This window comes from Micromonospora sp. NPDC051925, assembly GCF_044548625.1.
Classification (GTDB): Bacteria; Actinomycetota; Actinomycetes; order Mycobacteriales; family Micromonosporaceae; genus Micromonospora.
Genome location: NZ_JBIUCH010000007.1, coordinates 132,325 through 151,819, shown reverse-complemented (window position 1 = coordinate 151,819; position 19,495 = coordinate 132,325). Strand labels below are relative to the sequence as shown.

Sequence of the window (19,495 nt, the reverse complement as noted above, 5' to 3'; positions counted from 1 at the left end):
GGTACGGATGGCCGGGTGTTCCGGCTGCTTCGATGCTATCGGTCGCCCTGTTCCGCCCGGTCGCCGGGAAAGGAAGCCCGGTCGTGTCGTCGGCGTCCGACCGCTTGAACCTTTTCGGCCTGCCGTCCGAACTATCAGGTGTGGCCGGAGCCGGTGCCGGCCGCGGCGAGACGGATGGGGGCGGAAAATGGCGACGACCCGCAGTGGTGCCCGGCGGGGCCGGACCGCGCTGGCGCTGGCGGCTGCGGTGGCCGGGGTGCTCGGTGCGCCGACCGCGGCGATGGCGGACGGGGTGACGTCCAGCCCGAGCCAGGCGGTCCAGGGCGACGCGGTGGAGTTGACGTTCGTGGTGCCCGAGGAGCGGCCCGGCGCCCGCACCGAGAAGATCGAGTTCAGGCTCCCGCCGGACGCCCCGATCGGTGAGGTCTACCCGCTGTCGGTGGACGGCTGGGCGCCCCTGATCACCTCCCGGGAGCTGGACGCGCCGGTGGCCGGCATCCACGCCCCCTCGGTGAGCACGGTGACCTCGGCGGTGGTGTGGACCCGGGCGGCCGGACCGGCGGTGTCGGGTCCGGCCCGGCTCTCCCTGGCCATGGGACCGCTGCCGGAGACCGACCGGATGACCTTCGAGGTGGTGCAGACGTACTCGGACGGGACGGTGGTGCGCTGGGCCGACCCGGCCGGGGGTGAGCATCCCGCGCCCACGCTGGCCCTGCTCCCGCCGTCTCCCGGGGCAGCCACCGGACACGGCCACGGTGCGGCCGACGGGACGGACGGCCAGGCCGACCCGGCCGCCGGAGCCGACTCGACGGGCGACGGTGGGGACGGTGGGCCCAGCGCGGACGTGCTGCTCGGCGGCGGCCTGTTGGTCGGGTTGGGTGGCGGCGCGGCGATCGGCTGGGTGGCGAGCCGCTCCCGCCGCCGGTCCGCCGCCGACCCGGAGACCGACCGGGACGACGACCCGACGCCGGGCACCGACCCCACCCCGGACGACCGGGCCTGGCACTTCGCCGGGCACCCCCCGATCGAACGGACCGATCCGATCGATCCGACCGACCGGACCGACCAGAGCGATCCGACCGACCGGACCGAACCGACCGGCCAGACCGACCCGACCGGCCAGACCGACCCGACCAGCCAGACCGGCATCGATGCCGACGAGCGGGCGGATGTGCGGACCGTGGCGCGCTGAGGTCAGCCGAGCCAGTCCGGCAGCGCCTCTCGGGCGGCGAGCCAGTCGTCCGGCACCCCGCCGGCCGTGCCGACCCCGGCGTAAACGCCGATGATCCCGCCGACGATCGCGGCGGTGGTGTCGACGTCGCCGCCCGCCTCGACGCAGGCGCGGATGGCGGCCGGGTAGTCGGCCAGGTGGGTGGCGGCCACCCAGAGGGTGAAGGCGACGGTGTCCTGGGCGGTCACCCGGGAGCCGTTGCCGAGCGACGCGACGGCCTCGTCGAGGGGACGACCGAGCAGGCCGATCGCCCGGCGTACCCCGCGGTGCACCTCGCCGACCGGGTCGATCGACCCGGCGACGGTGGCGAGCAGCCGGGCCACGTCGGGTCGGTCGCCGTCCAGTCGGGCCCGGGCGGCGAGCGAGGCGGCGACGGCCACCGCGACCGCGCCCGCGATCCCCTCGGGGTGGGCGTGGGTGATCTCGGCGCAGGCGCGGGCCCGGCTCGCCGCCCGGGTGGTCGAGTCGGCGTACCAGGCGCCGAGCGGGGCGACCCGCATCGCGGCGCCGTTGCCGCAGGAGCCCTGGCCGTCGAAGGCCGACGCGGCGGCCACCGGCCACGGGGTGCCGGTCCGGATCAACCGCAGGATCGTCACCGCACCCGGCCCGTAGCCCCGGTAGGGCTCGGCACGGGTGGCGAAGGCCAGCGCCAACCGGTCGGGATCGATGTCGCCGTGGGCGGCGAGTTCGGCCAGCACCGAGCAGGCCATCTCGGTGTCGTCGGTCCACTGCCAGGGCGTCGGCGGCAGCCGCCCGGCCAAGAGGTCGTCGGGCCGGCGGCCCGGGACGAAGAACTGGGAGCCCAGGGCGTCGCCGACGGACAGCCCGGCGAGGCTGTCCCGGGCCAGCGCCAGCCGGGCGTCGGGAAAGAGGGTGAACGGCATCGTCGTACCAGCTTGCCCGGTTCGCGGGTACGCCGCAACGCGCCCCGACTTGCCACGGGCAGTACGGTGCTGTCGTGGCCACCGTGCTCCTGGTCGAAGACGACCACGTCGTCCGCGGCGCGATGCTGCGTTCGCTCACCGAACGGGGGCACGCGGTGCATGCGGTCGGCACGGCGCTGGACGCGCTGCGCCGGGTCGCCGCCGAGACCCCCGATCTGGTCGTGCTCGACCTGGGCCTGCCCGACCTGGACGGCTCGGACGCGCTGCGGATGCTGCGCGGCATCACCGACGTACCGATCATCATCGCCACCGCCCGCGACGACGAGCAGTCGGTGGTCCGGCTGCTGCGGGCCGGCGCGGACGACTACATGGTCAAGCCGTTCACCGGTGCCCACCTGGAGGCCCGGATCACCACCGTGCTGCGTCGGGTCGGCCGGGCCAGCCGCACCGTGGCTCCGGCCGTGCACACCGTCAGCGGTCTGCGGGTGGACGTGGGTGAGCGCAGCGCGGTGCTCGACGGGGAGCCGCTGGCGCTGACCCGTAAGGAATTCGACCTGCTGGCGTACCTGGCCGCACGGCCTGGCCGGGTGGTGTCCCGGCGGGAACTCTTGGAGGAGGTATGGCGCCAGCCGTCGGTAGGCGAGGACCAGACCATCGACGTTCACCTGTACTGGCTGCGTCGAAAGATGGGCGAGTCCGCGGCGAAGCCGCGCTACCTGCGCACCGTGCGGGGGGTGGGGTTCCGGCTGGTGGCCCCCGACTGAGGCCGGCGCTGGCCGCCCTGACCGCCGGCATGTGCGCGCTGGTCGCGCTGGTCTTCCTCGTCCCGCTCGGGTTCAGCCTGCGCGGCGAGGTGCGGGAGGAGGCGCTGGCCGACGCGGCGCGACGCGGCGCGATGGTCACCGGCGCGCTCGCCGTCAGCACCGAAGCGGCGGCGGTCCAGCGCGCGGTCGAGGCCACCGGCGACGACCCGGCGACCCGTCCGGTGGTGCACGGCCTGGGCGGGGAGCAGCCGGCCGGCCGGGCCTCGAGCGCCGACCTGGACCGCACACGTGACGAGGAACAGTCGCGGGTCGTCGAGGTCGACGGCGGGCTGTTGCGGCTCGACCCGGTGGTGCTCGACGGCAAGGTCGCCGTGGTCGAGGTCTTCGTGCCCGCCGCCGTCCTGGACGAGGGGGCGGGGGGCACCTGGCTGCTGCTCGCCGGCGTGGCCGTGGCGCTGATCGGCGCGGCGGTGATCGTGGTGGACCGGGTCGCCGCGCGGGCGGTCGACTCCACCCGGGGCCTGGTCCGGGCCGCGCTCGCCGTCGGCGACGGCGACCTGGGGGTACGGGTCGAGCCGAGCGGTCCACGCGAGTTGGCCGAGGCCGGGTACGCGTTCAACCGGATGGCCGACCGGCTGGTCGCCGCCCGCACCGACGAGCGGGAACTGGTGGCGGACCTGTCGCACCGGCTGCGTACCCCGTTGACGGTGCTGCGGTTGGACGCCGAGGGGCTGGACTCCGACGACACCAGCGTCGGCTCGTTCAGCCCGGCGGAGTTGGACCGGCGGCGGACGATCCGGCGGATCCGGCAGGCGATCGTCACCCTGGAGGGGGAGATCGACGTCCTGATCAAGACCACCCGCAAGGCGGTGGCGCACGAGGCGGGGCCGGCCGAGTGCGACGTCAGCGAGGTGGTGCGGGACCGGATGGTGTTCTGGGCGGCGCTGGCCGGCGACCAGAACCGGCCGCACCGGGTGAGCGGCGCCCAGTTGCGGATACCGGTGCCGGTGCCCCGGGCCGAGTTGGCCGCCGCCCTGGACGCGGTGATCGGCAACGTCTTCCGCTACACCCCGCAGGGCACCGCATTCGAGGTGGCCGTCTCCCGCCGGGACGGGTACGTGGCGATCCGGATCGACGACGCCGGGCCGGGCATCGCGAACCCGGACCGGGCGTTGCGTCGCGGGGCCAGCGACCAGGGCTCGACCGGGCTGGGGCTGGACATCGCCAAGCGGGTGGCGTTGCAGGCCAACGGCTCGGTGAGCCTCGACCGGGCCCGGCTCGGCGGGGCCAGCGTGGTGATGCTGCTGGCGGACCCGCAGGCGACCCCCCGGCAGGTCAACCGGTTCGGGTTGGTGGGCCGGATGGCGCGCGAGGCTCGGGAGCAGAAGAGCGGGGGCCGACGGTGGCCCCGGCAACGCCCCACGGACGACTGACGGTCGGCCCTGACTGTGCTGCGGTGCAAGGTTTCCTTAGATCCGCATTAACGACGGCGACGCGGCGCGCGCCGGCTGACAGGATCGTGTCCGAACCCATTAGTTCCACCGGCCTGTCGCCCCTGACACCCACCGGCCGGTGGATCAGTACGCGCGGCGGGGGCACGGTCCCCCACACCAGCTCCCGCCGCGCGTACCACCTCGTGCCGGCCCTGTCGTGGGTCAGCGGGTCGCCACGAAGGCGTCGATCTCGTCGGTGATCCGGGCCTTGCCGGCCGGGTCGAGGAACGAGGCGGCCACCGCCTCCCGGGCCAGCGCCGCGAGCCGGTCGGGGCCGGCGTCGAGCAGTTGGGCGGCGACCGCGTACTCGTCGTTGAGGGTGGTGCCGAACATCGGCGGGTCGTCGGAGTTGATGGTGACCCGCACGCCCGCGTCGACAAGCTGCCGCAGCGGGTGCTCCTCGATCCGGGCGACGGCCCGGGTACGCACGTTGGACGTCGGGCAGACCTCCAGCGGGATCCCCTGCTCGGCCAGGTATCCGAGCAGCTCCGGGTCCTGCGCGGCGGAGATGCCGTGGCCGATCCGCTCGGCGCCCAACTCCCGCAGGGCGTCCCAGACGGTCTGCGGGCCGGTGGTCTCCCCGGCGTGCGGGACGGACCGCAGCCCGGCCGCCCGCGCCCGGTCGAAGTACGGCTTGAACTGTGGTCGGGGCACCCCGATCTCGGGGCCGCCGAGACCGAAGCTGACCAGCCCGTCGGGCCGCTCCTCGAGGCTGATCCGCAGGGTCTCCTCGGCGGCCGGCAGGCCGGCCTCGCCGGGGATGTCGAAGCACCAGCGCAGCACGATGCCGAAGTCGGCCTCGGCCCGTCTGCGGGCGTCCTCGATCGCCTCGCAGAACGCCGGAGCGGGGATGCCCCGGCGCACGTGCGAGTACGGGGTGACGGTCAGCTCGGCGTACCGGACCTGCTGGCGGGCCAGCTCCCGGGCCACCTCGTGGGTGAGGATCCAGACGTCCTCGGGATCCCGGACCAGGTCGACGACGCTGAGGTAGACCTCGATGAAGTGGGCGAAGTCACGGAACGCGAAGTAGTCGACGAGCGCGTCCGGGTCCGCCGGTACGGGGCTGCGTCCCTCGTGCCGGGCGGCCAGTTCGGCGACGATCCGGGGGGACGCGGAGCCCACATGGTGCACGTGCAGCTCCACTTTGGGCAGTTCGGCGATGAAGGCGGACAGGTCGGTCACTGCTTCTCCTCTGCACGGGCACCGGTGCGGGCGACCACGAAGATCCGACGGAACGGGAAGTACACCTGACCCTGCCGTACCGGGTACGCGCGGGCCAGCAGGCTTCCCAGCGCGGCGCGGAAGTCGGCGAAACCGGTGTCGTCCAGCGCGGCCCGGACCGGGCGCAGCGCGGTGCCGTCCATCCAGGTCAGCACGGGGTGTTCGGCGTCGGCGGAGGCAGGCAGCCGGTGCAGGTAGGTGGTCTCCCAGGCGTCGACGGCGCAACCGGCGGCGGTCAGCGACGGCCCAGCGACGGAGCAGGGCCGGATGGTCGGGCACCCACTGGAGCACCGCGTTGACGACCACCACGTCCACGTCGGGGGCGGGGTGCCAGTCGGCGACGTCACCGACGGTGAAGTCGACCGGGGCCCCGAACGCCTGCGGCCGGTCGGCGGCGACCCGGGCGAGCAGGTCGTGGAACGGTCGGGACCGTTCGTCGTGATAGTGGAGATAGCTGGTCGGATCCCACATGCCGCACCCAAACCGTACGTACGTCTTGTTGCGACCCCATGGCCGGCGCTGCGACTCGGCAACCAGGTCACTAGGCTCGACCGCATGGAACAGCGCAGCTTCGACCGGCTCGGCCGGCAGGTGGGTGTGGTCGGTCTCGGGGCCTGGCAGCTCGGCGCGGACTGGGGACAGGTCAGCCAGAGCGACGCCCTGGCCGTCCTCGCCGCCGCCGTGGACTCCGGCGTGACCTTCCTCGACACCGCCGACGTCTACGGCGACGGCCGCAGCGAGCAGTTGATCGGGCGGTTCCTGCGGGACAGCCCCGGACACGGGCTCACCGTCGCCACCAAGATGGGCCGCCGGGTGGAGCAGACGCCGCAGGCGTACACCCTGGACAACTTCCGGGCCTGGACCGACCGGTCCCGGGCCAACCTCGGCGTGGACACCCTCGACCTGGTGCAGCTGCACTGCCCGCCGAGCGAGGTCTTCGCCGACGACCGGGTCTTCGACGGCCTCGACACCCTGGTCGCCGAGAAGCGGATCGCCGGCTACGGGGTCAGCGTCGAGACCTGCGACCAGGCGCTCACCGCGATCGCCCGGCCCGGCGTGGCCAGCGTCCAGATCATCCTGAACGCGGTCCGGCTCAAGCCCCTCGACGAGGTGCTGCCGGCCGCCGCCGCAGCCGGCGTCGGGATCATCGCCCGGGTGCCGCTCGCCAGCGGCCTGCTCTCCGGCCGGTACGACGAACACACCACCTTCGCCGCCGACGACCACCGCACCTTCAACCGGCACGGGGAGAGCTTCGACGTCGGCGAGACCTTCTCCGGCGTCGACTTCGACCTCGGCCTGACCGTGGTCCGTCGACTCGCCCCGCTGGTCGGCGACGGGCGCACGATGGCCCAGTTCGCCCTGCGGTGGATCATCGACCAGCCCGGCGTCACCGTGGTCATCCCCGGTGCCCGCAACCCGGAACAGGCCCGGGGCAACGCCGCCGCGGCCGGCTCCCCGGCGCTGACGGCGGCCGAACTCGACACCGTCCGGTCGGTCTACGACGAGTTGGTCCGCCCCCGGGTGCACGACCGGTGGTGAGCCACGCCGGTCGGGTCGTCGCGCCGGGGCGACCCGACCCGCATCCTGGTGACCGGGCCGGGTCGACCGGCCCACGGAGGGGGGACCGGTGAGAGGTTGGCTCACGCTCACCCTGGGCCTGCTGGCCGTGGTGGCCGGCGCCGTCTGGACGGTCCAGGGCCTCGGGTACGTCAGCGGCAGCATGATGACCGGCCAGCGGTTCTGGGCCGTCGTCGGGCCACTGCTCGTGCTGGCCGGGCTGGTGCTGCTCTGGCGCGGCCTACGAGCCCGCCGCCTGCCCTGATTCCGAAGCAGGCACCACGACCGCCGCACCACACCGAGCCGCACCACGACCGGGCAGCGCTCCATCGTGGTGCGGCACCCCGGCGCGCGAGGGAACGATGCGGAAAGCCCCGCGTCCCTGAGGACACGGGGCTTCTCGTAGATCCGGCTGGCCGGATCACCCGGGCCGGCGAGCGCCGACCGGCTTCGCTCAGAGGGGGCGGACCTGCTCGGCCTGCGGACCCTTCTGACCCTGGGCGATCTCGAACTCCACCCGCTGGTTCTCCTCCAGCGAGCGGTAGCCGCTGGACTGGATGGCCGAGAAGTGGACGAACACGTCAGCACCCCCGCCGTCGACGGTGATGAAGCCGAAGCCCTTGTCAGCGTTGAACCACTTCACGGTTCCCTGCGCCATGTGTATCTCCTTCTAAAACTGGCGGCCGAGCACGCCGTGCGGCCGATTGGCCGTTCTCGAGCAGCGGTGGTCGAGGCAGACCCCCACAGCGGGAGACTGCTCTCCACCAACGCCGTCTCGCAACAGCGGGGATCAGCAAACCACGTACCCAAAAACTCTGCACAGCCTAATCGACGAAATTCTCCGACATGTGACCTGACGGATGCCCGACGGATGCTGGCCAGGTCGCCCGGACCATGCGAAAGGCCCCCCGCCCGTCGATGCGTTCGGGGGGCCACAGGCCGTCGTCAGGTGCTCGGGTGACCGCCGTCGTGGCTGGTCAGAGCGCAGGCCGTGACGGCCGGGGTCAGTCGGGCCAGTGCCCGGTCAACCGCCGTACGCCGACCGCGCCGCCCCGGTCCACCGCGGCACGGACGACCGAGAAGATCGCCCCCTGCAACGCCGCCGCCGCGAGGATCTCGCCCCAGCGGCGATCCTCGTCGGTGGGATCGGGCGCCTCGCCGTCACCGGCGGTCGCCTTCCAGACCTGCCGGAAGATCGCCCCGGCGAGCGTGCCGGCGGCCAGTCCGAGCAGCACCCCGACCGGCTTGTACGCGGTTCTGCCGATACCCTTGCTCACCTACGCCTCCCCCGAACGATCAACAACACCACCACCGCGGCCACCGCTCCGGCCGCGATCGTCGCCCACGGCGTCGGGTTGCGCCGGACCGAGACACCCGTTTCGTACGCCTGGGCCCGCGCGAGGTCGGCGCCCTGCCCCGCCTGGCCCCGTACCCGGGCCACGGTCAGCGCGGCCTGCTCGCGCACCCGGTCCTTCGCCTGCTCCGCAGAGTCCTTCAACCGGGCCTTGACGTCGGCCTTGGCAGCCAACAGTTCCATCGTCTCGCCCAGCTCCACCCGGGTCCGCCGGATCTCCTCGCGGAGCGCCTCGGAGTTGCCGGTCCCGTTGCCGGTCCCGTTGTGGCCTGTCGTGCCCGTCATGCCCGTCCCCTGTCCTTCACCGCGGCGGCGACGGTGTCCACGTCCGCGCGGACGCTGCGGACCGTCGCGGCCGGCACCGGGGGAACCGCGTGGCTGACCTGCTTCTTCCCGACCAGGGCGAGCACCCCGGCGATGAGGAAGAGCACCACCGCCACGATCAGCGCCGCCGCCCAGGCGGGCACCACCAGGGCCAGCAGCAGGATCGCGGCGGCGACCAGCGCGCCGAGCCCGTACAGGGCCAGCGCCCCGCCCCCGCCGAAGAGGCCGATCCCGATCCCGGCGTGCTTGCCCTTCTGGGTCAGCTCCGCACGGGCCAGGGCCAGCTCGTCCCGGACCAGTCGGGAGACCTGCTCGGTGGCCCGCTGCACCAGCTCGGCGGTGGACGGCTCGTTCCCGGTCCGGGACGTGCGGTGGTTCGCGACGTCAGCCATGCTGTCCTCCTTTCGTCATCACCGCGCTGTATGCCCGGAGCCGCCGTCCGTCAATCCTGCGCACGGTGACCAACCACATCTGACCCCAGGTCGGGCCGGGACGTCCGGCAAAACGCGGAAGCGGGTACGACGAAGCCCCCGCGACCCGGGGTCACGGGGGCTTCGGAGCGGCTCAGCGCCGGGCGTCGACGCTCTGCTCGGCAGCGACCGGGGCGTCGCCCCGGGCGTCCGCGTCCCGGACCGGGATCGACTCGCCCCGGGCCTCCGTGTCGGGGCCGACGAAGGCGTCGCTGCGGGCATCGCCGTCGTCGCTCCCGCCGAAGACCCGGGCGTCGTCGGGCACCTCGCCGTCGGGCCGGCGGCGGGCCGGCCGGCGCGGCTGCACCCACTGCCAGGGCAGACTGCCGGAGGAGTCGCCCAGCTCGGTACGGGTGCGGGGCAGCGCGGTCGGGCGGTGGTCGCGGACCCAGCCGACCAGGTGCTCACGCACCAGGCAGCGCAGGTCCCACAGGCTGCCGGCGTCGGCGGCGCTGACCAGGGCCCGGACCTTGATCGCGCCGCCGGTGGCGTCGGTGACCTGCAGGACGCAGACCCGGCCGTCCCACAGGTCGGTGCCCTCGACCAGCCGACGCAGCTCCTCGCGCATCGACTGCACCGGGATCGACCAGTCGAGGTCGAACTCGGCGGTGCCGAGCACCGCCGCCTCGGTCCGGGTCCAGTTCTGGAACGGGGTGCTGGTGAAGTACGAGGTGGGCAGGATCAGCCGTCGGTCGTCCCAGATCTGGACCACCACGTAGCTGAGCGTCAACTCCTCGATCCGGCCCCACTCCCCCTCGACCACGACCACGTCGTCGAGGCGGACCGCGTCGCTGAAAGCGAGCTGTAGGCCGGCGATGACGTTGCCGAGCAGGCTCTGCGCGGCCAGCGCGGCGACCACACCGACCACACCGGCGCTGGTGAGCACGCCCGCGCCGATGCCCCGTACCGCCGGGAAGGTCATCAGCATCACGCCGACGGCGAGCACCACGATCACCACGATGGTCAGCCGGCGCAGCAGCACCACCTGGGTCCGTACCCGCCGGGCGTGCCGGTTGTTCGGCACGTCCACCCGCAGGAACCGGGCCAACGCGGTGTCCTCCACCACCACCAGCAGCGAGGCGACCAGCCAGGCCAGCGCGGCGACCACGCCCAGCACCAGGATGTGCAGCACCACCTGCCGCCAGCCGGTGCCGACGGCGTAGCCGGTGGTCCACCGCACCGCGAACTGCACGGCCACCACGGTGCCGGCGACCTGGAACGGCCGGTGGACGTGCCCGGTCAGCTCGGTCATCAGGTGTGACCGGCGACCGAGCCGCCGGATCAGCCGGTGCGTCACCTCGACGAGCAGCAGCGCGATCGCCGCCGCGGTGGCCGCGGCGGCGATCGTCTCGAGGTAGTCCTGCACGTGGTTGTCTCCCTCCGGCCGGGCTGATCGCATTCGGGCAAAAGCCCAATGGTGCCCGGCGTTTCCGGTATCGACCAGGCTCAGATCTTCCGGAACCGGGACTGGAAGTAGCAGTAGACCCCGAACGCGGCGATGCCGAGGGCCATCAGCGCCAGCATGAAGGGCCCGTAGGACTGGTCCCGCAGGGTGCGCAGCGCGGCGTCCAGGCCACGCGCCTTCTCCGGGTCGTAGTTGATCGCGGCGACCACGATCAGCAGACCGGCGACGGCGAACACCGCACCCCGGGCGATGTAGCCGGCCATCCCGAGCCGGCGGGTCAGCCTCCGGGTCTTCGGGCTCATCTCGCCGGTCTTCAGGTTCCGCTCGAACTTCTTCTTGTAGCCGTAGATCATCATGCCGATGCCGACGGCGGCGAGCACCAGCCCGGCGAGCCCGACCAGCCAGCGACCGCCGCTGGAGGCCATCAGCTTCTCGCTGAACTGCTCCTGCTGGTCGGCGCTGTTGGAGCTGGCGTCCTGGACCACCTTGATCGCGGTCCAGGCGAGCCAGAGGAAGACGACGGTACGGACGCCCGAGGCGATCCGCTCGAAGAGACGTTCCCTGCCCCGCTTGGCGTGGTGGCCGACGGCCGCCTCCAGGGCCTGCCAGATGGCCATCGCGATCAGGCCGACGGCGATCGCGATCAGCAGGAACTTGCCCATCGGCTGGGCGCCCAGGGCGCGCAGGGCACCGTTCTGGTTGCCCTCCTCACCGGAGCCGGCGAAGGCGATCTGGAGGATGACCCAGGCGAAGAGCAGGTGCACGATCCCGTAGCCGATGAAACCGGCCCGGGCGAGGAGTTCCAGCCAGCGGCTGTCCGCGGTGCGGGCGGCGGTGGCTTCGGCGTTCCGGGTGAGTGACATGGCGCCACAATCTCCGCTCGGGGAGATCCCCAAACGTGATGTGTCCCTGCTTGGGGTGGTTCAGCTGCCGGGGTTGCGCGACACCCGGATCTGGACCTGCTGGTCGGTGACGCTGTCCAGGGTGACCGCGAAGCCACCCACCTCGGTGGCCTGCTGGCCGATGGTCAGCGAAAGCTGCTCCCCGGCGACCTCGACCGTCACCTGGTCGCCCTGCGCGCCGACCAGCTTCGCCTCGACGCCGAGGACGGAGGCGCGGGCGTCGACCCCCCGGTCGAAGGTGATCGTGCAGGCGTCCAGGCCGCAGTCGGTGTCGGCACCGTCCGAGCTGCATCCGGCCAGCACGGCCACGCCGAGCGCCAGGCCGGCCAGCAGGCCGGCGGTCCGACGGAGGGGGGCGGGGGCGGTGGCGCTTCGCTTCGTCACCCCACCAAGGGTACGAGACGTGGCCCAGCACGCCACCCGGGTGGATCTCCGGGCCGGTGTCGGACGCACCGCAGATCAGCAGGGCGACCGGTTCCGTGCGGGGAGGGCAACCGTTCTACACAGGGCAGGGCGACCGTTCCGTCCGGGGCAGGGGACGCCTGGCGCGGAACCAGGGCCGTGGGCCCGGTTCGGCGACCGCCGCCTGCGGCGTGGCGGGCGACCACCGGGCAGGTCGGTCAGCGCACTCCGGCGAGCAGCTCCGCGGCGGCGCGGGCGGCGGCCCGGGTGGCACCGTGGGTGGCCAGGTGCAGCCGGCCGGTGACCAGCTCGGGCACGCCCAGCTCGACGACGACGGCGTCCGGGCGGACGGCCAGGGCGCGGCCGAGGGCGGCCCGCATCCAGTCGTGCCGGTGCAGGTCCCGCACCACCAGCACCAGCGGCCGGTCGGCGGCCCCGTTGGTCGGGTCGGCGGGCAGGTCGGCCTCGGTGAACCGCACGGTGGTGGTGCCGGGGAGCAGGTCGGTGAGGGGTTCACCGATGCCCCACGGGGTCTCCGCGCCGATGGCGATGTTGTGCGGCGGGGCGAACTCGACCACGTGCGCGGCGGCGGTCAACGGCAGTCTGCCGGCCGGTTCGCCGCTGACCCGGACCGCCCGGCGGGCGGCGGTCAGCCCGATCGGGGAGCCGTCGGCGGGGCGCGGGGCAGGGACGGGCCGGCCGGCGCGGGCCGCAGTGCTCCACTCGGCGAGTTGACCGACCCGCTTCGCGGCCTCGGTGAGCCGCTCCTCGGGCAGCTCTCCGGCGAGCACCGCGGCCACGATGGCGTCGCGCAGGTACCGGGCGGCGGCCTCGTCGGCGCGTTCACCGCCGACGCAGATCGCGTCCGCCCCGGCGACGAGGGCCCGGACGGCGGCGCTGGCGAAGCCGTACCGGTCGGCGACGGCGCGCATCTCCACCGCGTCGGTGACCACCACGCCGGAGAAGCCCAGCTCGTCGCGGAGCAGGTCGCCGAGGATGCGGCGGCTGAGGGTGGCGGGCAGGTCGGGGTCGAGGGCGGGGACCAGCAGGTGCCCGGTCATCACCGCCTGCACCCCGGCGGCGACGGCAGCCCGGAAGGGGACCAGTTCGCCGGCGTCGAGGCGGCCCCGGCTGGCCTCGATGCGGGGCAGGTCGTGGTGCGAGTCGACCCGGGTGTCACCGTGCCCGGGGAAGTGCTTGGCGCAGGCGGCAACCCCGGCGGACTGGAGGCCGCGTACCCAGGCGGCGGTGTGCCGGGCGACCAGCTGCGGGTCGGCACCGAAGGAGCGCACCCCGATCACCGGGTTCGCCGGGTTGATGTTGACATCGGCGTCCGGCGCGTAGTTGAGGGTGACACCGAGGGCAGCGAGCTCGACGCCGAGGTCGCGGGCCACCTCCTCGGTGAGCGCGGGGTCGTCGACGGCGCCGAGAGCCAGGTTGCCGGGGCGGGAACTGCCCCGGCCGGACTCGATCCGGGTGACGTCGCCGGCTTCCTCGTCGATGGCCACCAGCACGTCGGGACGCTCGGCGCGCAGCGCCGCGGTGAGCGCGGCCACCTGCTCGGGGTCGACGACGTTGCGGGCGAACAGCACCACCGCGCCGAGCCCGTCGGCCAGCCACCGGCAGACCCAGTCGGGCGGGGTGGTGCCGACGAAGCCGGGTTGCAGGACGGTGGCGGCCAGGCCCGCCAGGTTGCGCTCGTTCATCCGGCCCCGGTACCCCCGTGTCGCGTGCCGACGGCCCGGTGCCGTCGCGGTGCTGCCATGGTCACACCCGGGCGACGTAATAGTCAATAAACCTTACTGTTACTGTCTGGCGTCGATCGGAGCCGCGTGCGACAGTGCGGGGATGGACCTGCTGCCGCTCGCCGACGCCACCTCGCCGGCCGACATCCCCGGCGTACGACTGCTCGGCCTGGTGGTCGGCGGGTTGCTGCTACTGGCCGCGATCCGGGCCATGTTCGGCCGCCGCTGACCCCACTCCCGCACCGCCCACACCGGACACCGGACCGATCGCGTGGGAGCGGTTTCGGGGTTGATCGGCTCGGGTACCTCCGGCCCTCGATGAAGCTGTCCACGCACTCGATGACGTTGCGCCGCGCGGCGCGCAGCCTTTTCGGCTGGACCGCGCTGCGGCCCAACCAGCTCGCCGCCATGCGCGCGGTGATGAAACGACGCGACGCCCTGGTGGTGCTCCCCACCGGCGCGGGCAAGTCGGCGATCTACCAGATCCCGGCAAGCCTGATCCCCGGGCCGACGGTGGTGATCTCGCCCCTGCTGGCCCTCCAGCAGGATCAGATCGCCGCGCTCAACGAACGGCAGCGCCCCGAGCTGCGCGCGGTACGGATCAGCTCGGACGAGAGCGCGGCCCAGCAGGCCGAGGCGATCGACGAGATCCGGCAGGGGCGGGCCGAGTTCCTCTTCATCACCCCGGAGGCGCTGAGCAACCCCGACCGGATGGCCGAGGTGAAGTCGCTGACGCCGGCCCTGGTGGCGATCGACGAGGCGCACTGTATCTCCGCCTGGGGGCACGACTTCCGCCCCGACTACCTGGCGTTGGGCCACCTGATCGACGGTCTCGGCCGCCCGCCGGTGGTGGCGCTGACCGCCACCGCCTCCCCGCCGGTACGCGACGACATCATCGCCCGGCTGCGGCTGCGCGACCCCGAGGTGGTGGTCTCCGGGCTGGACCGGCCGAACCTCTTCGTCGAGGTGGCCCACTGCCCGACCGACGACTACCGCTGGCGGCGGCTGATCGCGCTGCTGCGCGACGACGAGCGGCCCGGCATCATCTACGTGCCGACCCGGCGGGCCGCCGAGGAGCTGGCCGACCGGCTGACCACCGCAGGCTTTCCTGCCCAGTACTACCACGGCGGGATGCCCACCGCCGCCCGGCACGAACTGCACGAGGCGTTCCTCGCCGACCAGGTGCCGATCATGGTGGCGACCTCGGCGTTCGGCATGGGTATCGACAAGCCGAACATCGCCTGGGTGGTGCACATGGCGCTGCCCGACTCGCCGGACAGCTACTTCCAGGAGATCGGCCGCGCCGGCCGGGACGGTGCGCCGGCCCGGGTGCTGCTGCTGTGGCGAGCCGAGGACGTCGGCCTGCAACGCTACTTCTCCGGTGGGCTGCCGGACGAGACCGAGCTACGCGACCTGGCCGCGCTGCTGCGCCGGAAGCCGGTGACCAAGAAGGACCTGCGCGAGTCCACCGGCCTCGGCCCGCGCAAGCTCGGCCAGTACCTGGCCCTGCTGGAGCAGATCGGGGCGGCCGAGCCACGGGCCGGGCAGAAGATCGGCGCACCGCGCTACTCCCCCACACCGGTCGACGCCGGTGCGGCGGCCCTGGCCGAAGCCGAGCGGCAGCAGACCGTCACCCGGTCCCGTACCGACATGATGCGCGCGTTCGCCGAGACCACCGGCTGCCGGGGGCAGGTGCTGCTGGCGTACTTCGGCGAGCAGATGTCCCAGATCTGCGGGCACTGCGACAACTGCCACGCCGGCACCAGCGTCGCCGACAGTGGCGCGGTCGGCCCGTTCCCGGTGCACAGCCAGGTCCGGCACCCGGAGTGGGGGCCCGGCCTGGTGCTCAACTACGAGGAGGACCGGATGACGGTGCTCTTCGACGAGGTGGGCTACAAGACGCTGTCCGTGCGCGTGGTGTCCGAACAGGGTCTACTGACGCTGGACTAGCCTGACCCGGGCGACCGCCCGCGTGCGGTGCCCGCAGTGCAACAACCGAGAGGGGCTCAGTCGTGATCGAACAGCCGGCGTACACCGGGTTCGGGTTCTCCGACGAGGAGTGGGGGCTGCTGGTCGGCCTGCCGCAGTCGGTCCTGACCGCGGCGAGCGCCGCCGAGTCGGACGGCAACCGGCGGACCCGGGCCGAGAACGCGGCCGGGTTGGAGACCATCGGCACCGGCCGGGAGTCGGCCAGCCCGCTGGTCGCCGCCGTCGCCGGGGAGATCGTGTCCCGGGTCGGCGACCCGGAGGCCGGCGAGGAGCTGCCGGTGATCTCGCCGGCCGACCCGCAGGCGCTCATCGACGACGTGCTGGTCCGGGCCGGACAGGCGTCCGCCCTGCTGGCCGCCAAGGTCGACGAGGGCGAGGCCGGGGCGTACCGGCACTGGTTGGTGGAGATCGCCGAGCAGGTGGTCGGGGCGGCGTCCAGCGGAGGGCTGCTCGGCCTCGGCGGCGACCAGGTCAGCGACTCGGAGCGCAAGTTCCGCGACCGGCTCTCCCAGGTACTCAACGACTGACCCCGAGCTCCGCGCGGGCCGGGTCACCCCGTGGTGGGCCGGCCCGTCGCCCGACCGAAGACGGCCAAGACCTACCAGTACCGTCCCCGGAAGGTGGCCGGGCAGCCGCTGCCCTTCTTCAGCGGCGCGGAGGACGTTGGGCGGTCGCCACGGCGCAGGCGAGGGAATGGCGCGGTCACGCTCAGGTCACCTGGAGCGCCGCGGCGAGTTGGATGATCGCGGCTGACGCCTGCGGGTCGTGGGCCAGTTGGGCGAGCACCGATCGGGCGACGGGACGTTGGCGTACCTCTGGTGGTGCGGTGTGTTCGGCAGCGATGAGGGCACGGCCGGCGTTGACCGGGTCGCCGGCGTGCAGGTAGGCACGGGCGGCATCGAGCAGGTGGGCGGCGCGGTGTTCGGCGGGTAGCCACCGCCAGGCGTCGCGTGCGGTGGTCTTCTCGTGCCAGGCCACCGCCTCACCTGCGTTGCCCAGATCGAGGGCGGCGGCGACCCGGGCCAGGTCCACCGCGACCGGCCCGAACGCGGTCCGGTAGTGGTCATGGCCGTCGCCGACCCGGGCGGCCATCCCGGCGGCCTCGTCGAGCAGTTCGGCCGTGGCGTGGTCGTCGCCGTCCCGGGCAGCGGCCAACGCGGCCTGCACGACCAACGTCCCGCACAACGACAACTCCGGGACGCGCCCGTCGTCGAGGTCGGGCGGAGCGATCCGGTACGCGGCGGCCAGCGCCGTCGACCTTGCCGACCGCGCCCGCCCCGAGGCACGGAGCACCTGGCCAAGTTGCACGGTAGCGGTGGCCACCAGCACCGCATCGCCGGTGGCGGTGGTCATGGCCCGATCGGCGGCCAGCCACGCCAGATCCACCTCGCCGAGCTTGACCAGCAGCGACACCGTCACCCGATACGCCTCCACCAGCACCAACCGCCCCGCCACCGGATCATCCGCGTAGACACGCTGCGCGGCGGCCAACAGGCCCGGGAGCAACCCGGTCACCTGCGGATACCGGGCGTGCTGGAAGGTGACCCAGGCGTGGGTGACGTCCCGTGCCAGCCGATCCGCCGACAACACCTGACCCCGTGCTGTCGACCGACCCACCGCGATGTCGTACGTGGAGAGGGCCTCCCGGACCCGCTCGACCCCCTCGACCTGACCGGACACGTCGGCCGGCTTGATGTCCCGGCCGAGGAGAACGATCGTGTCGATACGCAGAACGGCGGCGATGTCCTGGAGGGTGGACACCTTGTCCAGCGTCCGGACACCCCGCTCGACCTTGTCCACCCAACTCTTCGACTTGCCCAGCCGATCGGCGAACACCTGCTGCGACAGCTTGCGCCGCCCCCGCCAGTACGCCACCCGACGACCGACCGGCAGCAACTCACTGCTGTCCACGACGCCACCGCCGATCCGGCACCGCCCGCGTCGTCTCCTCCACGGGTATCCGCTCCGCCTCAGCCTGCGCGAGCAGCCGCCGTCGCGCCGCCTCCCGCTCCGCCGCCTGGATCTGCTCGCCCCGGCTTCCGCCCCGATCACCGTCCATGCCACCCATGTGCGTCCCCTTCGGAAGGGGCGCGACGGTGTGGCCGGGAGGCCGCCGCCGCGCCGGATCACGGGGGCACCGTTCGCCCCCGCGCTGAGGGGACGCGGCGACCAGGTGAAGTCGCACCGTCCGCCGCATCCCGTGCGGAAGACGCTACGTATAGTGACCATCGGGAATGGGTAGGGTTTCTACCCCCGGTTTACGGGACGAGGCCGACCTTCACCGCAAGGTCGCGGGCCTCGTCGCGGGTGGACCGTGGACCGTCGAGCAGGTCCAGGGTGATCTGTCGGGCGTACCCGTTGAAGCGGATCGTCTCCGGAGCCGACTCGTACGCCTGCCTGAGCGTCGCCACGGCCGCCTCCTTGTCACCCTTCCCGTGGTGCGCCCGTGCGACCTCGATCAGGTGCCGCGCCCGACGCGGCCTCGACGGAATTGCCGCCGCCTCGTGCCGGCGCGCCTGTCGCACCGCCTCGCCGGACTTCTGCAACTCCACGGCCACGGTCACCGCATGAGCACCCATGATGACCCGGGAGAACGACGTCTGCGGCTGGTAGAAGCCCTGCGGCAGGCGCTGCGCGACCCGGTCCGCACGATCCCAGTACCGCCACGCCCGGCCCTCCTCTCCCGCCCGAGCAGCGGTGTACGCGGCCTCGAAATTCAGCGCCCCCCACATGGCCAGCAGACCCGCCTCCCCCTCAGCCGCCCGGGATTCCAGAGCCGACAGAACGTCCAGCGTCACCGCCATCGCGGTGTCCCAATCGCCGGTGTCCCGGTGCACCTGCCCCAGGAACCACCCCGCTCGGGCGATCGCCTCGGGATCACCCGACTCCTGCGCCGCCACCATCGCCCGATCCGCGACCCGCCAGATCAACTCCGCAGCGGGCTGGTAGGCGAGAAACACCTGCACCAGCCCGAGCGTCTCGGCCAGCAACGCCTGCGCCTGTCGCCGTTGCGCACCCTCGTATGCCAGGGCGGCATGCTGCACATCCCGCAGCAGTCCGGGCAAGAACGCACCGAGCACCGTCCGGTGATCCGACGCCTGATGACGCGCCCGCCACGCCGCCGCAAGCCGCTCACGCAGGCTGGACAACGACTCGGCCGGAACGTCCCGGAGAATCGCGAAGCGGTTCACCGCGTCCCGCACCGACGCCAGTGCCGGATGCTCAGGGCCGTTGACCACCGCCGACCGGTTCCCAAGCTCGCCTGCCAGGACGGAGACGTCGACCTTGAGGGCGCGGGCGATCCGGTCCAACATGTGGATGCGCGGGGGCAGGATGCGGTCGGTCTCCACCGCCTTGACCCACTCGGCACTGCGGCCGACCAGCCCACCGAGCACCGCACGGGTCTTTCCGGAACGCTCCCGGTAGACCTTCAACCGCTGCCCGAACGTCAACTCCGGCAAGGAATCCACCCCGACCTCCTCGTCAGTGCGGGATGCACCACCGGCCCACCGGCCGCCGTCACCTCAACGCTACCGACCGTCCCACCACCACATAACCCCTCGTCGCAACAGACACGCCAATGAGCGTTCGACATCCCTGCGAGATCGCAGGGAAGCTAACCGTAAACAGGAACACCCACCATGAAACCAACCGCCGAGAGGAGAGAACCCACAGCAGCCGAGGCCCCGCAAGTTGCACCGTCTGAACTGGCCATGGACCTCCCTGGAGGCGTCCTCGCACAGCTCCATCCAGA

The 19,495-nt window shown here is 73.0% G+C and carries 20 protein-coding genes and 2 pseudogenes; 8 read left to right on the top strand and 14 right to left on the bottom strand.

The genetic code is table 11. The features are described 5' to 3' along the window. The first annotated feature begins 187 nt into the window (after nucleotides 1–187). Nucleotides 188–1,192 carry a DUF1775 domain-containing protein gene (locus tag ACIG87_RS11525; RefSeq protein WP_396850351.1) on the top strand — a complete coding sequence of 335 codons (1,005 nt, stop codon included), beginning with the start codon at nucleotides 188–190 and terminating at the stop codon, nucleotides 1,190–1,192. Between the two features lie 2 nt (nucleotides 1,193–1,194). Here the strand turns inward: ACIG87_RS11525 and ACIG87_RS11520 are convergent, their stop codons facing one another. Next, a complete protein-coding gene (locus tag ACIG87_RS11520) occupies nucleotides 1,195–2,115 on the bottom strand; it encodes an ADP-ribosylglycohydrolase family protein (protein ID WP_396850349.1) in 921 nt (306 codons plus the stop codon). 74 nt (nucleotides 2,116–2,189) lie between these two features. Between ACIG87_RS11520 and ACIG87_RS11515 the strand changes: the two genes are divergently transcribed. Both ACIG87_RS11515 and ACIG87_RS11510 read left to right on the top strand, forming a co-directional pair. Then, nucleotides 2,190–2,879 (top strand): response regulator transcription factor, encoded by a 690-nt coding sequence (locus tag ACIG87_RS11515; protein WP_396850347.1) that lies wholly within the window; start codon nucleotides 2,190–2,192, stop codon nucleotides 2,877–2,879. Between the two features lie 29 nt (nucleotides 2,880–2,908). Continuing rightward, the gene (locus ACIG87_RS11510; protein ID WP_396850345.1) at nucleotides 2,909–4,312 is read left to right on the top strand and encodes an ATP-binding protein; all 1,404 of its coding nucleotides are present in this window, start codon (nucleotides 2,909–2,911) and stop codon (nucleotides 4,310–4,312) included. Between the two features lie 222 nt (nucleotides 4,313–4,534). On the opposite strand, the gene ACIG87_RS11505 is transcribed toward ACIG87_RS11510, so the two are convergent. Further along, complete coding sequence (locus ACIG87_RS11505) at nucleotides 4,535–5,554, bottom strand: adenosine deaminase (protein ID WP_396850344.1); 1,020 nt, start codon at nucleotides 5,552–5,554, stop codon at nucleotides 4,535–4,537. Then, nucleotides 5,551–6,064: pseudogene (locus tag ACIG87_RS11500) on the bottom strand (methyltransferase domain-containing protein). The gene ACIG87_RS11505 and the pseudogene ACIG87_RS11500 overlap by 4 nt, the downstream one beginning before the upstream one ends. An 84-nt stretch (nucleotides 6,065–6,148) precedes the next feature. Here ACIG87_RS11500 and ACIG87_RS11495 point away from each other — a divergent pair. Then, nucleotides 6,149–7,132 (top strand): aldo/keto reductase, encoded by a 984-nt coding sequence (locus ACIG87_RS11495; protein WP_396850343.1) that lies wholly within the window; start codon nucleotides 6,149–6,151, stop codon nucleotides 7,130–7,132. Nucleotides 7,133–7,220: 88 nt separating this feature from the next. After that, nucleotides 7,221–7,415, top strand: coding sequence for a hypothetical protein (locus tag ACIG87_RS11490; RefSeq protein ID WP_396850341.1), 195 nt, complete (start codon nucleotides 7,221–7,223; stop codon nucleotides 7,413–7,415). Between the two features lie 189 nt (nucleotides 7,416–7,604). Here ACIG87_RS11490 and ACIG87_RS11485 read toward each other — a convergent pair whose 3' ends face one another. The 8 genes and pseudogenes from ACIG87_RS11485 to ACIG87_RS11450 all read right to left on the bottom strand — a co-directional run bounded on the left by ACIG87_RS11485 (nucleotide 7,605) and on the right by ACIG87_RS11450 (nucleotide 13,713). Beyond that, entirely contained in the window at nucleotides 7,605–7,808 is a 204-nt protein-coding gene (locus ACIG87_RS11485) for a cold-shock protein (RefSeq protein WP_067306996.1), read from the bottom strand. A 346-nt stretch (nucleotides 7,809–8,154) separates the two neighbouring features. Then, nucleotides 8,155–8,427, bottom strand: a complete 273-nt coding sequence (locus ACIG87_RS11480) for a DUF4235 domain-containing protein (RefSeq protein ID WP_396850340.1) — start codon at nucleotides 8,425–8,427, stop codon at nucleotides 8,155–8,157. Further along, nucleotides 8,424–8,789 carry a DUF3618 domain-containing protein gene (locus ACIG87_RS11475; RefSeq protein WP_396850339.1) on the bottom strand — a complete coding sequence of 122 codons (366 nt, stop codon included), beginning with the start codon at nucleotides 8,787–8,789 and terminating at the stop codon, nucleotides 8,424–8,426. The genes ACIG87_RS11480 and ACIG87_RS11475 overlap by 4 nt, the downstream gene beginning before the upstream one ends. Further along, nucleotides 8,786–9,220, bottom strand: coding sequence for a phage holin family protein (locus ACIG87_RS11470; RefSeq protein ID WP_396850338.1), 435 nt, complete (start codon nucleotides 9,218–9,220; stop codon nucleotides 8,786–8,788). Before ACIG87_RS11470 ends, ACIG87_RS11475 begins: the two co-directional genes overlap by 4 nt. A gap of 247 nt (nucleotides 9,221–9,467) precedes the next feature. Further along, a pseudogene (locus tag ACIG87_RS11465) lies at nucleotides 9,468–10,664 on the bottom strand (mechanosensitive ion channel family protein); the annotation flags it as partial. Nucleotides 10,665–10,744: 80 nt separating this feature from the next. Next, entirely contained in the window at nucleotides 10,745–11,566 is an 822-nt protein-coding gene (locus ACIG87_RS11460) for a DUF1206 domain-containing protein (protein ID WP_396850337.1), read from the bottom strand. Between the two features lie 60 nt (nucleotides 11,567–11,626). After that, nucleotides 11,627–11,989: a hypothetical protein gene (locus ACIG87_RS11455; RefSeq protein ID WP_396850335.1), complete on the bottom strand. Its 363-nt coding sequence runs from the start codon at nucleotides 11,987–11,989 to the stop codon at nucleotides 11,627–11,629. Between the two features lie 236 nt (nucleotides 11,990–12,225). Continuing rightward, on the bottom strand, nucleotides 12,226–13,713 hold the full coding sequence (locus ACIG87_RS11450) for a glycoside hydrolase family 3 protein (protein ID WP_396850333.1): 1,488 nt from the start codon (nucleotides 13,711–13,713) through the stop codon (nucleotides 12,226–12,228). A gap of 142 nt (nucleotides 13,714–13,855) precedes the next feature. On the opposite strand from ACIG87_RS11450, the gene ACIG87_RS11445 reads away from it, so the two are divergent. The 3 genes from ACIG87_RS11445 (at nucleotide 13,856) to ACIG87_RS11435 (ending at nucleotide 16,268) form a co-directional block, all read left to right on the top strand. Continuing rightward, a complete protein-coding gene (locus ACIG87_RS11445; RefSeq protein ID WP_396850331.1) occupies nucleotides 13,856–13,981 on the top strand; it encodes a hypothetical protein in 126 nt (41 codons plus the stop codon). Nucleotides 13,982–14,070: 89 nt separating this feature from the next. Beyond that, nucleotides 14,071–15,702, top strand: a complete 1,632-nt coding sequence (locus tag ACIG87_RS11440) for a RecQ family ATP-dependent DNA helicase (protein ID WP_396850329.1) — start codon at nucleotides 14,071–14,073, stop codon at nucleotides 15,700–15,702. A 62-nt stretch (nucleotides 15,703–15,764) separates the two neighbouring features. Then, nucleotides 15,765–16,268: a hypothetical protein gene (locus ACIG87_RS11435; protein ID WP_396850327.1), complete on the top strand. Its 504-nt coding sequence runs from the start codon at nucleotides 15,765–15,767 to the stop codon at nucleotides 16,266–16,268. 181 nt (nucleotides 16,269–16,449) lie between these two features. On the opposite strand, the gene ACIG87_RS11430 is transcribed toward ACIG87_RS11435, so the two are convergent. From ACIG87_RS11430 to ACIG87_RS11420, 3 genes are all read right to left on the bottom strand, one after another. Beyond that, complete coding sequence (locus tag ACIG87_RS11430) at nucleotides 16,450–17,652, bottom strand: helix-turn-helix domain-containing protein (protein ID WP_396850325.1); 1,203 nt, start codon at nucleotides 17,650–17,652, stop codon at nucleotides 16,450–16,452. Further along, nucleotides 17,639–17,809 (bottom strand): hypothetical protein, encoded by a 171-nt coding sequence (locus tag ACIG87_RS11425; RefSeq protein ID WP_396850324.1) that lies wholly within the window; start codon nucleotides 17,807–17,809, stop codon nucleotides 17,639–17,641. The genes ACIG87_RS11430 and ACIG87_RS11425 overlap by 14 nt, the downstream gene beginning before the upstream one ends. Before the next feature lie 190 nt (nucleotides 17,810–17,999). Beyond that, complete coding sequence (locus ACIG87_RS11420) at nucleotides 18,000–19,211, bottom strand: helix-turn-helix domain-containing protein (protein ID WP_396850322.1); 1,212 nt, start codon at nucleotides 19,209–19,211, stop codon at nucleotides 18,000–18,002. Nucleotides 19,212–19,495 lie beyond the last annotated feature (284 nt).

Coding starts and splice junctions, on each gene's coding strand:
- ACIG87_RS11460 (WP_396850337.1), bottom strand. CDS start 11,566: ATGTCACTCACCCGGAACGCCGAAGCCACCGCCGCCCGCACCGCGGAC.
- ACIG87_RS11445 (WP_396850331.1), top strand. CDS start 13,856: ATGGACCTGCTGCCGCTCGCCGACGCCACCTCGCCGGCCGACATCCCC.
- ACIG87_RS11425 (WP_396850324.1), bottom strand. CDS start 17,809: ATGGGTGGCATGGACGGTGATCGGGGCGGAAGCCGGGGCGAGCAGATC.
- ACIG87_RS11495 (WP_396850343.1), top strand. CDS start 6,149: ATGGAACAGCGCAGCTTCGACCGGCTCGGCCGGCAGGTGGGTGTGGTC.
- ACIG87_RS11520 (WP_396850349.1), bottom strand. CDS start 2,115: ATGCCGTTCACCCTCTTTCCCGACGCCCGGCTGGCGCTGGCCCGGGAC.
- ACIG87_RS11470 (WP_396850338.1), bottom strand. CDS start 9,220: ATGGCTGACGTCGCGAACCACCGCACGTCCCGGACCGGGAACGAGCCG.
- ACIG87_RS11525 (WP_396850351.1), top strand. CDS start 188: ATGGCGACGACCCGCAGTGGTGCCCGGCGGGGCCGGACCGCGCTGGCG.
- ACIG87_RS11450 (WP_396850333.1), bottom strand. CDS start 13,713: ATGAACGAGCGCAACCTGGCGGGCCTGGCCGCCACCGTCCTGCAACCC.
- ACIG87_RS11475 (WP_396850339.1), bottom strand. CDS start 8,789: ATGACGGGCACGACAGGCCACAACGGGACCGGCAACGGGACCGGCAAC.
- ACIG87_RS11440 (WP_396850329.1), top strand. CDS start 14,071: ATGAAGCTGTCCACGCACTCGATGACGTTGCGCCGCGCGGCGCGCAGC.
- ACIG87_RS11485 (WP_067306996.1), bottom strand. CDS start 7,808: ATGGCGCAGGGAACCGTGAAGTGGTTCAACGCTGACAAGGGCTTCGGC.
- ACIG87_RS11510 (WP_396850345.1), top strand. CDS start 2,909: ATGTGCGCGCTGGTCGCGCTGGTCTTCCTCGTCCCGCTCGGGTTCAGC.